Annotated in this window: 14 protein-coding genes; 6 read left to right on the top strand and 8 right to left on the bottom strand. The window is 63.8% G+C overall.

The features are described from left to right. Positions 1–63: 63 nt before the first annotated feature. A complete protein-coding gene (gene mutM / locus BLW83_RS02250; RefSeq protein WP_090845117.1) occupies positions 64–909 on the bottom strand; it encodes a bifunctional DNA-formamidopyrimidine glycosylase/DNA-(apurinic or apyrimidinic site) lyase in 846 nt (281 codons plus the stop codon). A gap of 55 nt (positions 910–964) precedes the next feature. Between mutM and ubiE the strand changes: the two genes are divergently transcribed. Further along, a complete protein-coding gene (ubiE, locus tag BLW83_RS02255; RefSeq protein WP_090845119.1) occupies positions 965–1,717 on the top strand; it encodes a bifunctional demethylmenaquinone methyltransferase/2-methoxy-6-polyprenyl-1,4-benzoquinol methylase UbiE in 753 nt (250 codons plus the stop codon). Continuing rightward, the gene (ubiB, locus tag BLW83_RS02260) at positions 1,718–3,244 is read left to right on the top strand and encodes a 2-polyprenylphenol 6-hydroxylase (RefSeq protein ID WP_090845121.1); all 1,527 of its coding nucleotides are present in this window, start codon (positions 1,718–1,720) and stop codon (positions 3,242–3,244) included. It begins immediately after the preceding gene. Positions 3,245–3,418: 174 nt separating this feature from the next. Here ubiB and BLW83_RS02265 read toward each other — a convergent pair whose 3' ends face one another. From BLW83_RS02265 to BLW83_RS02290, 6 genes are all read right to left on the bottom strand, one after another. Beyond that, positions 3,419–4,219: a DUF1217 domain-containing protein gene (locus BLW83_RS02265; RefSeq protein WP_090845123.1), complete on the bottom strand. Its 801-nt coding sequence runs from the start codon at positions 4,217–4,219 to the stop codon at positions 3,419–3,421. Continuing rightward, positions 4,216–4,617: a flagellar biosynthesis repressor FlbT gene (flbT, locus tag BLW83_RS02270; protein WP_090845125.1), complete on the bottom strand. Its 402-nt coding sequence runs from the start codon at positions 4,615–4,617 to the stop codon at positions 4,216–4,218. The genes BLW83_RS02265 and flbT overlap by 4 nt, the downstream gene beginning before the upstream one ends. Positions 4,618–4,703: 86 nt before the next feature. Next, entirely contained in the window at positions 4,704–5,069 is a 366-nt protein-coding gene (gene flaF / locus BLW83_RS02275; RefSeq protein ID WP_177172460.1) for a flagellar biosynthesis regulator FlaF, read from the bottom strand. 75 nt (positions 5,070–5,144) lie between these two features. Further along, positions 5,145–5,972, bottom strand: coding sequence for a flagellin N-terminal helical domain-containing protein (locus BLW83_RS02280; protein WP_090845129.1), 828 nt, complete (start codon positions 5,970–5,972; stop codon positions 5,145–5,147). A gap of 172 nt (positions 5,973–6,144) precedes the next feature. Then, positions 6,145–6,459: a hypothetical protein gene (locus BLW83_RS02285; RefSeq protein WP_090845131.1), complete on the bottom strand. Its 315-nt coding sequence runs from the start codon at positions 6,457–6,459 to the stop codon at positions 6,145–6,147. Then, on the bottom strand, positions 6,452–6,610 hold the full coding sequence (locus BLW83_RS02290; protein WP_245728586.1) for a hypothetical protein: 159 nt from the start codon (positions 6,608–6,610) through the stop codon (positions 6,452–6,454). The genes BLW83_RS02285 and BLW83_RS02290 overlap by 8 nt, the downstream gene beginning before the upstream one ends. A 197-nt stretch (positions 6,611–6,807) precedes the next feature. Between BLW83_RS02290 and BLW83_RS02295 the strand changes: the two genes are divergently transcribed. The 4 genes from BLW83_RS02295 to aroC all read left to right on the top strand — a co-directional run bounded on the left by BLW83_RS02295 (position 6,808) and on the right by aroC (position 13,450). Beyond that, positions 6,808–7,977, top strand: coding sequence for a flagellar hook-length control protein FliK (locus tag BLW83_RS02295; RefSeq protein ID WP_090845133.1), 1,170 nt, complete (start codon positions 6,808–6,810; stop codon positions 7,975–7,977). 9 nt (positions 7,978–7,986) lie between these two features. Then, positions 7,987–8,658: a flagellar hook capping FlgD N-terminal domain-containing protein gene (locus BLW83_RS02300; RefSeq protein WP_090845135.1), complete on the top strand. Its 672-nt coding sequence runs from the start codon at positions 7,987–7,989 to the stop codon at positions 8,656–8,658. Between the two features lie 267 nt (positions 8,659–8,925). After that, a complete protein-coding gene (gene carB / locus BLW83_RS02305; protein WP_090845137.1) occupies positions 8,926–12,264 on the top strand; it encodes a carbamoyl-phosphate synthase large subunit in 3,339 nt (1,112 codons plus the stop codon). 58 nt (positions 12,265–12,322) lie between these two features. Next, positions 12,323–13,450 (top strand): chorismate synthase, encoded by a 1,128-nt coding sequence (gene aroC / locus BLW83_RS02310; RefSeq protein WP_090845139.1) that lies wholly within the window; start codon positions 12,323–12,325, stop codon positions 13,448–13,450. On the opposite strand, the gene BLW83_RS02315 is transcribed toward aroC, so the two are convergent. Further along, positions 13,430–14,224: a class II glutamine amidotransferase gene (locus BLW83_RS02315; RefSeq protein WP_090845879.1), complete on the bottom strand. Its 795-nt coding sequence runs from the start codon at positions 14,222–14,224 to the stop codon at positions 13,430–13,432. The genes aroC and BLW83_RS02315 overlap by 21 nt on opposite strands. Positions 14,225–14,278 lie beyond the last annotated feature (54 nt).

The following is a 14,278-nucleotide window of genomic DNA, read 5'->3' on the forward strand; positions in this document are numbered from 1 at the left end:
GGCGGCGTTGCGGGCTTGTTACCAAAGCTCACGCCCGCGTGCCAGCCGGTCGATGCGGCGGGGTCAGTGCTGGCACTGCGGGCAGAACCAGCTCGAGCGGCCGGATTGCGTGATCCGCGCGATCGCGCCCCCGCAGCGGGGGGTCGGGCACACCGCCCCTTCGCGCCCGTAGACGCGGAAATCATGCTGGAAATACCCCATCTCGCCCGACGCCTGCCGGTGGTCGCGCAGGGATGAACCGCCGGCCGCGATGGCATCGGTCAGCACGTCGCGGATATGGCCCCACAGCGCCGCGATCTCGCCCGCGGCCAGCGCGCCGCCGGGGCGGGCAGGATGGACGCCGGCACGGTGCAGCGCCTCGCATACATAGATATTGCCCAGCCCGGCGACGATGCGCTGGTCCAGCAGCAGCGATTTCACCGGCGCCTTGCGCCCCGCAAGCGCCGCCGCGAGCACAGCGGGGGTGAAATCCTCGCCCAGCGGTTCGGGGCCAAGCGCGGCCAGCAGCGGATGATCCTGCCCCGGGCGCAGCAGATCGACCGCACCGAAGCGACGCGCGTCGTTCAGCGTCACGCTCACGCCCTCGTCCGTGGTCAGCACCAGATGGTCGTGTTGCGGGCGCAGATTGGCGTCGTGGTGAAAACCGCCCAGAATCCCGCCCTCGACCCGGATACGCCCCGACATGCCCAGATGCAGCAGCATGGACGCATCGCGGTCGAGGTCGATCAGGATGTATTTCGACCGCCGCCGCAGCCCCTCGACCCGCGCGCCGGTCAGCACCTGCACCAGATCTGGCGGCATCGGCCAGCGCAGGTCGGGGCGGCGCTGATCCACCCGCACCAGCCTGCGGCCGGTCAGATGCGGCTCAAGACCGCGGCGCACGGTTTCCACCTCTGGCAGTTCTGGCATTTCCCCGGTTTCCGCTGCATGGTGCCGCCCGGACCGGCGACTGGATGGCTGACCTATGAACGACAAGGCGCGTAATCAAACCCATTTCGGCTTTCGGCAGGTCGCCGAGGACGAAAAACCCGCGCTGGTGCACGGGGTGTTTTCCCGCGTCGCCTCGAAATACGACGTGATGAACGACCTGATGAGCGTCGGCATCCACCGCGTCTGGAAAAACGCGATGATGGACTGGCTGGTGCCGCAGTCGGGCCAGCACCTGCTGGACGTGGCGGGCGGGACCGGCGACATCGCATTCCGCTTTCTGGGCCGCGCACCGGGCGCGCGCGTCACCGTCTGCGACATGACCGAATCGATGCTGGTCGAGGGGCGCAAACGCGCCGAGGCCGGGCGGCTGGCCGACAGGCTGGCCTGGGTGACGGGCGACGCGATGGCCCTGCCCTTTGCCGATGCAAGCTTTGACCGCTACACGATCAGCTTTGGCATCCGCAACGTCACCCGCATTCCCGATGCGTTGTCCGAGGCGCATCGCGTGCTGAAACCCGGCGGCCGGCTGATGGTGCTGGAATTTTCGCAGATCCCGGTGCCGGCGCTGCAATGGGCCTATGACCGCTATTCCTTCAACGTGATCCCGCCGCTGGGGCAGCTGGTGGCGCAGGACCGCGACAGCTACCAGTATCTGGTCGAATCGATCCGCCGCTTTCCCGATCAGGAAACCTTCGCCGCGATGATCCGCGATGCCGGGTTCGAGCGGGTGCAGTATCGCAACCTGTCCATGGGAATCGCGGCGCTGCATTCGGGCTGGAAGCTCTGAATGCGGGGGCCTCACAACATCTGGCGGCTGATCCGCACCGGCGCGACATTCCAGCGCACCGGCGCAATGGGGGCCGCGCTTGACGCGATGAACGCACCCGCGCGGGTGCGGGCGGCGGCGCGGCTGCTGGGCTGGCCCTTTGCCTGGCTGGGCTACCCGGGCGACCCCGACCTGCCGCCGATCACCCGCGCGCTGACCGCGCTGGGGCCGGCCTATATCAAGTTCGGCCAGATCCTTTCAACCCGGGCGGACGTGGTGGGGGTGGAAATGGCCGGGCATCTGCGGATGTTGCAGGACCGGCTGCCGCCCTTTCCGGACGAGATCGCCCGCGCGCAGATCGAACAGGACTTGGGCGCGCCGGTGTCCACGCTGTTTTCCGAGTTTTCCCCGCCGGTTGCGGCGGCCTCGATCGCGCAGGTGCATCGGGCGCGGCGGGCGGATACCGGGGCCGAGGTGGCGGTCAAGGTGCTGCGGCCCGACATCCTGGCCGATTTCCGCCGCGATCTTGACGCTTTCCACCTGGCGGCCTCGCTGATCGAGTTCCTGTCGCCGGCCTCGCGACGGCTGCGGCCGCTGGATGTGGTGGGGCATTTCGAATCGGTGGTGCTGGGCGAGCTGGACCTGCGGCTCGAGGCGGCCTCGGCCTCGGAATTCGCCGAGAACACGCGTGGGGACGAAGAACTTGCCGTTCCCCGCCCGCATTGGGATCTGAGCGGGCGCCGGGTGCTGACCAGCGACTGGGCCGAGGGCATCCCGATGGCCGATGTCGCCGCGATCCGGGCGGCGGGGCACGACACCAGCCGCATCGCCGCGCGGCTGCTGCAACTGTTCCTGTCCCACGCGCTGCGCGACGGATTTTTCCACGCTGACATGCACCAGGGAAACCTGCGGGTGGCGGCGAACGGCGACATCATCGCCTTTGATTTCGGGATCATGGGCGAGATCGACGAATACACCCGCCGGGTCTATGCCGAGATCCTGTATGGTTTCATCCAGCGCGATTATCACCGCGTCGCGAGGGTGCATTTCGAGGCGGGCTATGTGCCCTCGGACCGCAATATCGCACAATTCGCCCGCGCGTTGCGGGCGGTGGGCGAGCCGATCTTTGACGCCGATGCCAGCCGCATCTCGATGGCCAACCTGCTGGCATATCTGTTCGAGGTGACCGAGCGTTTCGGCATGGCCACGCGGACCGAACTGATCCTGCTACAGCGCACCATGGTGGTGGTCGAGGGCGTAACCCGCACGCTGGACCCCCAGATCAACATCTGGGCAACCGCACGGCCGGTGGTCGAGACCTACATCCGCAGCAATCTTGGCCCGCGAGCGCTGCTGCGCGACGGCCTGCGGGTGATCGAGGCGCTTGGTCGGCACGGCCCCCTGCTGCCCGAGGTCGTGGACCGACAGCTGGATCGCCTGTCACGCCCACAGCCGGCCCCGGTCGTCGTCGAGCGCCGCAACCCGGGCTGGCTCATCACCACGATATTGATCGCCATCGGCGCGGCAATCGGCGCATTTCTGGCCTGACCCGGCGGCCAAGGAAACATGGCCCGCGCGCTGACGCATTGGCGGTGCGATAATCAACCCTGCTGCCGGTCAGACCCTTGTGATAACAAGGGTTGGCGGCGCGTCCCGCAATTCGATCTGCCTGGGTATTCCGCCAGGGTCAAAAATCCATTACCCTCCATAACGAAGAACCGGCTAACCCAAGGCCGGTCGGTTGGCGCTGTTCGACAGCAACAGCAACGCGGCGCTGTAAGATGATTGCACCGGGCTGATCATTTCCGCGCGGATCAGAAATTTCTGAATGAGTTTTTCCAGATTTTTCGGATCACCAAAGGCCGAAGGCGAGGCGGAGCCAAACATCGCGGCGGTGCGCTGCTTTAATTGTTCGACCTGTTTTTCTACCGGAAACTTGATGAAATCCGAGGTCAGCCCCAGCGCGCCCTCGATCACTTTCCGCAGCGGTGCCGAGCCGATGATATTATACCAGCGGACATTATCCGAAGCAGCCGATTCGCCAATCTTGGCGAGTTCCCTCTGCGCATTCATGGCCAGGCGCAAATTGCCGTCGATCGTGCCCACACGTCTTTCCAGCTCGGCCGATACATGGCGCTCGGCAATTTCATCCGCCAGATCCCTGCTCGGTCCCGATCCGGATCCATAGCCGAATGCCTCGGCCAGCGCGAGGTAGCGCTTATCCCCCAGCCGATTGGCAAGACTCTTGGGGTCGCTCAGATCCGATTCAAGCACTTTGCGAATAAAGAATCGGTTGTTCACGTCATCTTCAAGACCGAAAGCGCTCAATGCGGTATGTCGCAGACGATAATCGGCAACAAGCGCCTCGGCAGTTTCCGTGCTGCCCAACCGCTCGCGGACATAGGCAACGTCGCGGGCAACCGACTGCTCTTTCGCGACCAGGGATCGCTGCAATTCGCCAGTGCGTTGCAGCAACCGCCAGCCCGAATAACCGCCCTGCCCCACGATCGGCTGAAAGCTCATGACAAATGCGCGAGCAATCGCGCCTCCCGCGGCAAAAGACTGCGCAGTTGGCGCAGCGCGCGATAGATATTGCCGTCGATCACATCGGCTGTCGCGCCATCCAGTGCCTGCCGGCTGTCCCTATCGTCAAACACCTGCGACAATTGTTCGATCCCGCGCAGCAGATTGCGCCGGCCTTGGGAATCATCGGCGTCGCCCGACAGGACCAATTGCGCATCGTAACAGACCCGCGCTACCGGCGTGGAGATATCGGTCGGATGAATCGCATCCTTGAGCCGCAGGATATTGGCATTCGGGGTCTTGATCGAAATCTTGCAGCGCCGGTCCCCGTTCTCGATAACGGCGCCGTTGATCAGCACGCGCTCATTGGGCGCGAGTTTCAGGATGAGTCCGCTCATGATATGCTCCGTTTCGGCCGCATGATGCCGCCAGTATCAATGGGACCGCCAGCGCCGGTCGTGGGCGTAAAGGCGTTGACAGTGCATCAACCCGGCTGTTCAAAAAGCCCGCGTGCAACCGTGCGGTTGAGTTCGATCAGCGTCTGGGCATCGTTGCCGCCGCCCAGCACCCGCGCGGTTTCCTGTTCCACGAACTGCGCCAGCGACAACAGCTGAACCCGCAACGCTTGTGGCAATTCATTGCCATCATCGGTCAGATCCATCGCAACAATGCGCCAGAAACGCCGGTTTTCATGCACGGCGCTCGCCAGCGCGGCAAAGCCCGACTTGCCGAGTTCAGAAGCGCGGATCATGCCGGCCGCCAAGCGCGAAAGCACAAGAGCCTCTGCCCGCCTGGGGTCTGTATCAGCATGAGCAGCAGCCGCATAACCGGTTGAAACCTGTATGTTCAAAACCGTTCCTTTCAATGCCCGAAACAGGGCGGCGTCCAGGTGCTCCGGGGCCCCGAAGGGCCCCGGAGCAGTTCATCAGCCGCGGAACAGCGACAGCAGGGTCTGCGGCGCCTGGTTGGCGATCGACAGCGACTGCGTCGCCAGCTGCTGCTGGACCTGAAGCGCCTGCAGGCGCGCCGAGGCTTCCTCCATATCGGCATCCACCAGCGCACCGATGCCCGAGGTCATCGCATCCGACAGCTTCTTGACGAAGTCCGACTGGATATCGATGCGCTTCGCCACCGAACCGAAGTTGGCCGAGGCGGTGATTGCCGCCTGCAACTGCGTTTCGATATCGGCCAGGGCAGCCTCGTGATCGCCCTCGACATCATAGGCCGCCACCGCGGTGTGGATCGCATCGAGATCCTGCGGGGCAACCGCAATGCTTGCGGCCGTCACCGAGCCATCCGCCGCACGGTCAAGCGAGGCGAGAACCGAAACGTCGGCAGTCTGGCTGCCATCGACCAGATTCAGGCCGTTGAACTGCGCGGCGCTGATGATCGAGCCGATTTGGGCGGCCCGTTCGGTGATATCCGTCTGGATCTTGGCCCGGTCGACGTTTTCTTCCTGCGCCGAGACGATCAGTTGCTTGATCTCTTTCAGCAGGTCAGTCACGCTTTCCGATGCGGCACGAGCCACGCCAACGGTGGACTGCCCCAGGGCGAGGCTGTCGCCGATGGCTTTGAAACCCGCCACGTCGGTTTCCATCGTCTTGGTGATTGCCCAGACGGCGGCGTTATCCTTGGCGCTCGCAACCGATTTACCGGTCGAGATCTCGTCCTGAATCTTGGCCAGGTTGCTGTTGATGCCGCGAAGGGTCTGCAGCGCGACCATCGCGCTGTTGTTGGTCAGAATGCTGGACATTATATCCTCCGTTATTCCGGATGAATTATCCCACCCGGGTTTCATTGGTTTCGGCCTTCTGACCCGCGGAATTATCCGGCGTCGTCTTGACGCAATCACCTTTTATGCCGGTGACACCTAAGGAATAGTAAATTTCCCGTCGGACACCAAAGCCGGAATCCAAAGCATTTTATCAAAACCTTTCCGCGCGAGCGGGCAGGTCGGTGACGACCCTTTGCCGGCCCGAGCGATCATAGACATCCAGCCCGCCCAGCACGGCGGATAATTCACGCAGCCAGTCCCGCGACGCATCCAGCCCCTCGGCCGCTGCACCGGCCAATCCCCTGAGCCGCTCAAGCCGGCGACCGCATTCGGCACGCGCGGCGGCGTCCAGTGATTCGTGCTCGACCCTCGCGCGGAATCGCTCGAGAAATGATTCGCAACCCTGCGAATCCCCGGCAATCATTGCATTGCAGGCGTCATCCAGCAGTCGGATCAGGTCAGCCATTGGGTGCCTCCAGCCGCGAATCGAGCTTCAGATCAATGCGCGACGCGATCGCCGTTGCATGTTGCTCGATCAGGAATGATGAAAACTGCGATTCGCCGATGCCGCCGTGAAACGGCCCCTTGCCTGGTTCCGGCATGGCGATTTTCAGCATTTCGCTTAGAAATGCGCCCTCTAGCCGGTCGCCGACACTGGCGTTTCCCGATGGTCGGGGCGGCGGGGACATGGACATGTTGATCTTCACAAAGCGCCTCCGATTAAATTGCCGTGTTTTGTTTGATATCGGACGCCGGTAAATATTTGGTAACGAAAAGGGCGTAAAACGACGAGGTGATTCTAAAAGGTCGGACCATGACGGCGCTGAATATTCCTGCCCTGACCACGCCACCCATACCGGGGGCGGCGATGGCGGACCCAACCCGGAAACAAGGCGGTGCCGAATTCGGGCGATTGATGGCGGCTGCCGACTCGCGCGAACAGGCAGACAAGCCTGCGCCCGATCAGCCTGGCGGCGGGGAAGGTTCCGCGCGGGACAATCCGATTCGTTCCGATTCGGGGCATGGGGAACGACGTCCCGGCGTGCCCCCCCCATCCCAACCCGACGACGCCGAAACAGGGCCCGCGTTGCATGATATCCTGACTGAGGATGAGGCTTGCGACGTCTTTTGCGCGGTTCTGCCTCAGCCCCCGCCGTCCGAATCACTGAGCGGTCATGTTGACGCGTCCGTGGCCTATCCGGCACTGGCGCCACAGCCGACGGTGATCGACCCAGCTTTCGATAACGATCCGGCCGCCCCGGCCGCCGATGACGATCCAGAACTGTCGTCCGACATTCCTGCAAAGATGCTGCGCGCTGATATGCGCGAGTCGATTCGCAATGGCTCCATACCGGCTGCAAAACCGCCCGAACAGCCGCCCCTCCAACCGACCGGCGAGGTCGTTCAACACCGCAACTTGCAGCGAAATACGAGCATGACCTGGCCCGAAGCCGAGATGCCAACCTCGACGGCTACGCTGGATTCGCAATCCGTCCTGGACCCGGTGGTCGGGTTTGCGGCCACCGCGCCTGCGGCCCGCGACGTCGCAGCAACGCCGGATCAGCTGGTCGCCACCAGAGCCGCAGCCTTGCCCGAACCGCATCGGCAGATTGCCGATGCGATCGTGCGCACCCGATCCGGGCAGGTCGAAATCATGCTCGACCCCGTCGAACTCGGCCGGGTGACCGTGCTGCTTGGCGAGGACGGCAATCCGGGACGGATTGCAGTGTTCGTCGAGCGCCCCGAGACGCTTGAACTGATTCGGCGCCACAGCGACCAGCTGCTGCGGGATCTGCGCGAAAACGGAATGCCTGACGCGCAGCTTGAGGATTTGCGGCAGGACGGCTCGGGAAATCAGCGTGAAAGCGCCCTGCCGCCCGCTGCCCGGGACAGGTCCGAGGCGCAGGATCAGCACGCGCCCGAACTCGAAACCCAACCGCCCGCCAGGGCAGTGACCCTGACCCGGCTTGATATTCGCTTCTAGGAAAGCTTCATGACCAGTTCCATCCCCGCGACCACCGCCCCGAACCCGCAAGCAGCCACGCAGCCTGGCAGCACAAGCTCCCAGGCCGCCAGTTTTGCCGGCGGCGATTTCCAGACCTTTCTCAAGATGCTGACCACCCAGATCAAGCATCAAGATCCGCTCAACCCGATGGAAGGCTCTGACTTTGCAGTGCAGCTTGCGACGTTTTCCGGCGTCGAGCAGCAGGTCCGGACGAACCAGATTCTGGAACAGCTGGCGGGCACTCAGGCCGGCGGTCTGGCAGCATTGGCCGACTGGATCGGAAAAGAGATCAGGACCACTGCACCCGTCGCATTCGACGGCACCCCGATCACCCTTGATATCCGGCCGGACCCGGGCGCTGATCGGGTCGAACTGGTGACGCTGGACACAAGGGGCCGCGAATTGCTGCGCGAAAATATCGGGCTGGGCAGCGGCGAGGTCGACTGGGCCGGACGAACCGACAACGGGTTGCTGCCCGACGGCATCTACAGTTTCCAGTTGATAAGCTATCGCGGCGACGAGATTCTGTCCTCTGGCGCGGTCGCGGCCTTCACCCGCGTGACCGGCGCCGAACTGACCCGCGAAGGTGCGCGGCTGTCATTGCATGGTGGGGCAAGCGCGCTGGAAACCCAGGTCACTGCCCTGCGTGAGGCGCGATGACACGCGCCCACCGGGAACAGAATCGTCGCAAGCACCATTCCTGACGGCATGTCATGCGCAGTTAAGGGCAAGCGGCCAGCGGCCAGCCTAACCCGCTGTGAGTGTAAGATAACTGGTGCAACGAACGCGATAACGCGCGGCATTCGCCTCGGATACAACAATTTTACGCACCGTTGTCCGCCGCAGAGCGCGCGCCTGCCCTTGCAGAACCGTTGTCGGGCACTATAACCCCGGTCGATTTAGAAGCCGTGATCGCCAGGGGACCCCATGCCGAAGAGAACCGATATTTCCTCGATCCTCATAATCGGCGCCGGACCCATCGTCATCGGACAGGCCTGCGAGTTCGACTATTCGGGCGCTCAGGCCTGCAAGGCGCTGCGCGAAGAAGGGTATCGGGTCATCCTGGTGAACTCGAACCCCGCAACGATCATGACCGATCCGGGTCTGGCCGACGCAACCTATATCGAGCCGATCACCCCGGAAGTCGTCGAAAAAATCATCGCGGCCGAGCGCCCCGACGCGTTGCTTCCGACCATGGGCGGCCAGACCGCACTGAACACCGCGCTGGCGCTGGACGATATGGGCGTGCTGGAAAAATACGGCGTCGAGATGATCGGCGCGCAACGCGCCGCCATCGAAAAAGCCGAGGATCGCGCCCTGTTCCGGCAAGCGATGGAACGGATCGGCCTGGAAAATCCGCGCGCCACGATTGTCACCGCGCCAAAGACCCCCGAGGGCAAGTTCGACCTTAATGCCGGCGTCGCCATAGCAATGGAATCGTTGGATGAAATAGGCCTGCCGGCCATCATCCGCCCAGCCTTTACCCTGGGCGGAACCGGCGGCGGTATCGCCTATAACCGCGACGATTATCGCGCCATCGTCCGCTCGGGCCTCGACGCCAGCCCCATGGCGCAGGTGCTGATCGACGAAAGCCTGCTGGGCTGGAAAGAGTTCGAGATGGAGGTCGTCCGCGACAAGGCGGACAATGCGATCATCATCTGCTCGATCGAAAACATCGACCCGATGGGGGTGCACACCGGCGATTCGATCACCGTCGCCCCGGCGCTCACGCTGAGCGACCGCGAATACCAGCGGATGCGCAGCGCCTCGATCGCGGTTCTGCGCGAAATCGGGGTCGAGACTGGCGGCTCGAACGTGCAATTCGCGGTGGACCCCGCGACCGGCCGCCTGGTCGTGATCGAAATGAACCCGCGGGTCAGCCGCTCGTCGGCGCTTGCTTCCAAGGCGACGGGGTTCCCGATCGCCAAGATCGCCGCGAAACTCGCCGTCGGCTATACGCTGGACGAGCTGGACAACGACATCACCCGGGTAACCCCGGCCAGTTTCGAGCCGTCGATCGACTATGTGGTGACCAAGATCCCACGTTTCGCATTCGAGAAATTCCCCGGATCGAAGCCGGATCTGACCACCGCGATGAAATCGGTCGGCGAGGTGATGGCGATCGGACGCAGCTTCCACGAATCGCTGCAAAAAGCGTTGTCGTCGATGGAAAGCGGGCTGACCGGGCTGGACGAAATCGAGATCGAAGGCGCCGCCGAGCAGGGAAAACCTGCCTATATCAAGGCGTTGTCGCGCCAGACCCCCGACCGGCTGCGGGTTGTCGCCCAAGCCATGCGTGCCGGGCTGTCTGACGACGAAATTCAGCGCACGACCAGTTTCGACCCATGGTTCCTTGCCCGCATCCGCGAAATCGTCGAGGCTGAGGCCGAAATTCGTGCCTCGGGCCTGCCCGATGACGTTGCCGGCTTGCGTCGGGTCAAGATGATGGGCTTCAGCGATGCGCGGCTTGCGGCCCTGACGAATCGCAGCGAAACCGAGGTCCGTCGCGCCCGCCGCGCAGCCGGTGTGCTGCCGGTGTTCAAGCGCATCGACACTTGCGCCGCCGAATTCGAGGCGCAGACCCCCTATATGTATTCGACCTACGAGGCCCCGGCGATGGGCGAGGTCGAGGATGAGGCGCGGCCCACGGACCGCAAGAAAGTGGTGATTCTCGGAGGAGGCCCAAACCGTATCGGCCAGGGAATCGAGTTCGATTACTGCTGCTGCCACGCCTGTTTCGCGCTGACCGACGTTGGCTATGAAACCATCATGGTGAACTGCAACCCCGAAACCGTGTCGACCGACTACGACACCTCGGACCGGCTGTATTTCGAACCGCTGACCCTGGAACATGTGCTGGAAATTCTGCGGGTCGAGCAGGAAAACGGCACGTTGCACGGGGTGATCGTGCAGTTCGGCGGGCAAACCCCGCTGAAACTGGCCAATGCGCTTGAGGCCGAGGGAATTCCGATCCTCGGCACCTCGCCCGACGCCATCGACCTGGCCGAGGACCGCGAGCGTTTTCAGAAACTACTACAGGATCTGGGGCTGAAACAACCGGTCAACGGCATCGCCTCCAGCCCCGAACAGGCGCGTGAAATCGCGGCGCGGGTCGGTTTTCCGCTGGTCATCCGCCCCTCTTACGTGCTTGGCGGCCGCGCGATGGAGATCGTGCGCGACATGGACCACCTGAACCGCTACATCACCACTGCGGTGCAGGTTTCCGGCAAGAACCCGGTGCTTCTGGACAGCTATCTGTCGGGCGCGATCGAGGTTGACGTGGATGCGCTGTCGGACGGAAATTCGGTCCATGTCGCTGGAATCATGGAACATATCGAGGAAGCCGGCGTCCATTCAGGGGATAGCGCCTGTTCGCTGCCCCCCCATACGCTGAGCGCCGCGACCCTGGACGAGCTGAAAACCCAGACCGAAAAAATGGCACGGGCACTGAACGTCGTTGGCCTGATGAACGTGCAGTTCGCAATCAAGAACGGCGATATCTACGTGCTTGAGGTGAACCCGCGCGCCTCGCGCACCGTGCCCTTTGTCGCCAAGGCCACTGACAGCGCCATTGCCTCGATCGCGGCGCGGCTGATGGCGGGCGAGCCGCTGTCGGCTTTCCCCACCCGCGCGCCCTACCCCGCTGAACTCGGCCCCGACGATCCGCTGCCCTTTGCCGACCCGCTGACGCTAGCCGATCCGGTGACGCCGTGGTTTTCGGTCAAGGAGGCCGTTCTGCCCTTTGCCCGTTTCCCGGGGGTCGATACCCTGCTCGGCCCGGAAATGCGCTCTACCGGCGAGGTGATGGGCTGGGACCGCAACTTTGCGCGCGCTTTTCTCAAGGCGCAGATGGGGGCCGGCACGCATCTGCCCGAATCGGGCCGCGTTTTCGTCTCGATCAAGGATACCGACAAGACGCCCGACATGGCCGCCGCCGCAAGCGATCTGGTTGCGATGGGCTTTACCGTGGTCGCCACGCAGGGCACCGCCCAGTTTCTGCGCGATGCCGGGGTCGAGGCGGAATTGGTCAACAAAGTGTATGAGGGGCGCCCGAATATCGTCGACCGCCTGAAGAACGGCGATATCGCCATGGTGCTGAACACCACCGAGGGCGCGCAGGCGATCTCTGATTCGCGCGACATCCGCTCGGTGGCGCTTTATGACCGGATCCCCTATTTTACCACCGCGGCGGGGTCTATTGCCGCCGTTGCGGCGATCCGGTCGCGGGAAGAAGGCGAGATCAGGGTGCGAACCCTGCAAGGCTGAACCTTTGGTCAGCGCGGCAGTCACGCGCCGCCGATCAGCGAAGCAAGTGGAATAGCCAATGAGTTTCAATAGCTTCGGCCGGGTATTCACTTTTACGACCTGGGGGGAAAGCCACGGGCCGGCGCTGGGGGTGACGGTGGACGGCTGCCCCCCCGGCGTTCCATTGGACGAAGCCGAGATTCAGCCGTTTCTGGACCGTCGACGGCCCGGTCAGTCACGCATGACCACCCAGCGGCAAGAGCCGGATCAGGTGCGCATCCTTTCCGGCGTGTTCGAGGGCCGGACGACCGGCACCCCGATCCAGCTGATGATCGAGAACACCGACCAGCGTTCCCGTGACTATGGCGACATTGCGCAAGCGTTCCGACCCGGCCACGCCGACATCACCTATCACCTGAAATACGGTATCCGCGACTATCGCGGCGGCGGACGTTCCAGCGCAAGAGAGACTGCCGCCCGCGTGGCGGCCGGCGCGGTGGCCCGCGCGGCTCTGCGCGAGCTGGCCCCCACGCTGTCGATTACCGGCTATATGGTGCGGATGGGCGATCTTGCCATCGACCGCAGCCGTTTCGACGTCGCCGAGATCCTGAAAAATGATTTTTTCCTGCCGGATGCCGCGGCAGTGGGCGAATGGACCGCCTATCTTTCACAAATTCGCAAAAATCAGGACAGCGTCGGCGCCGCGGTCGAGCTGCTGATCCGGGGTTGCCCCCCCGGGCTGGGCGCGCCCGTTTATGCCAAGCTCGACACCGACCTGGCCGCCGCGATGATGTCGATCAACGCGGTCAAGGGCGTCGAGATCGGCGAAGGGATGGAGGCCGCGCGGCTGCACGGCACTGAGAATGCAGACGAAATCCGCCTCGGCCCAAAAGGGCCGCTGTTCCTGTCGAACCACGCCGGGGGCATTCTGGGGGGGATCTCGACCGGGCAGGACATCGCCGTCCGGTTCGCTGTCAAACCGACCAGCTCGATTCTGACCCCGCGCCGCACGATCAACGCCGCCGGTCAGGAAATGGAACTGGTGACCAAGGGGCGGCATGACCCCTGTGTCGGAATCCGCGCCGTGCCGGTGGCCGAGGCGATGGCGGCCTGCGTCATCCTCGACCATCTGCTGCTCGACCGCGCGCAGACCGGAGGCCGGCGCGGAACGATCGGCCCGGGCACCTCAGGCAGCCAGGCGGTCTGACTGCACAACAAAGGGCGCGATTGTCACCGATTCGCCCTCGAACGTGCAGAACGTCCCGGGCGGCACCTCGAACCAGTCAAGCTCGTCGCTTTCAAGGGGCTCGGACACCACCGCCCGCCCTCCGCGCGTCGCAGACCAGCGATGGTAAAGCGTCGGCGCCTGATCGTCCGACGCATAACGCACTGCATAAAGCCGCACCCCATCCGAAAAGGCGCAGGTCAGCCGGACATGGGGCGCTGTTCCCCGCCGGCGGGCCAGGGCCTCGAACCGGGCGGTGGCGCGCGCCAGTGCGCCGCATGGATCCTGCTGCAATCCCTCGCCCAGCGCACAAAGAAACAACGCCTCGCTGTCGGTCGCCCCTTTGCGATGCCGGTATGCATCGTCCGGAATCAGCAACTCGGCGGAACGGCGCCAGGAATCATACCCGCCGAACTGCCCGTTGTGCATGAAGCTCCATTTGCCGACCGCAAAGGGATGGCAATTGTTGCGGCTGGTCGCGGTGCCCGTCGAAGCCCGCACATGAGCCATGAACAGATGCGATTTCACCGTGGCAGTCAGGCTGCGCAGATTCGGATCCGACCAGGCGGGCATCACGTCGCGGTATAGTCCCGGCTCATCCCGGTCGCCGTACCAGGCGATACCAAAACCATCCGCATTGACCGAGGTGGCGCAGCGCGTCGCACCGTGACTTTGCCGGATCAGAGAATGCCCCGGTCGGCTGACGATGTCTTCCAGATAGATCGGCTTGCCCAGATAGGCCGCCCAGCGACACATTTCCCGTCCCTTTTTGCCGTTCAAGGAAACTCTAACCCGGCATGTATTAAGATT

This window comes from Paracoccus alkenifer, from assembly GCF_900108405.1.
GTDB lineage: Bacteria > Pseudomonadota > Alphaproteobacteria > Rhodobacterales > Rhodobacteraceae > Paracoccus > Paracoccus alkenifer.

Coding starts and splice junctions, on each gene's coding strand:
- mutM (WP_090845117.1), bottom strand. CDS start 909: ATGCCAGAACTGCCAGAGGTGGAAACCGTGCGCCGCGGTCTTGAGCCG.
- ubiE (WP_090845119.1), top strand. CDS start 965: ATGAACGACAAGGCGCGTAATCAAACCCATTTCGGCTTTCGGCAGGTC.
- ubiB (WP_090845121.1), top strand. CDS start 1,718: ATGCGGGGGCCTCACAACATCTGGCGGCTGATCCGCACCGGCGCGACA.
- BLW83_RS02265 (WP_090845123.1), bottom strand. CDS start 4,219: ATGAGCTTTCAGCCGATCGTGGGGCAGGGCGGTTATTCGGGCTGGCGG.
- flbT (WP_090845125.1), bottom strand. CDS start 4,617: ATGAGCGGACTCATCCTGAAACTCGCGCCCAATGAGCGCGTGCTGATC.
- BLW83_RS02280 (WP_090845129.1), bottom strand. CDS start 5,972: ATGTCCAGCATTCTGACCAACAACAGCGCGATGGTCGCGCTGCAGACC.
- BLW83_RS02285 (WP_090845131.1), bottom strand. CDS start 6,459: ATGGCTGACCTGATCCGACTGCTGGATGACGCCTGCAATGCAATGATT.
- BLW83_RS02290 (WP_245728586.1), bottom strand. CDS start 6,610: ATGCTGAAAATCGCCATGCCGGAACCAGGCAAGGGGCCGTTTCACGGC.
- BLW83_RS02295 (WP_090845133.1), top strand. CDS start 6,808: ATGACGGCGCTGAATATTCCTGCCCTGACCACGCCACCCATACCGGGG.
- BLW83_RS02300 (WP_090845135.1), top strand. CDS start 7,987: ATGACCAGTTCCATCCCCGCGACCACCGCCCCGAACCCGCAAGCAGCC.
- carB (WP_090845137.1), top strand. CDS start 8,926: ATGCCGAAGAGAACCGATATTTCCTCGATCCTCATAATCGGCGCCGGA.
- aroC (WP_090845139.1), top strand. CDS start 12,323: ATGAGTTTCAATAGCTTCGGCCGGGTATTCACTTTTACGACCTGGGGG.
- BLW83_RS02315 (WP_090845879.1), bottom strand. CDS start 14,224: ATGTGTCGCTGGGCGGCCTATCTGGGCAAGCCGATCTATCTGGAAGAC.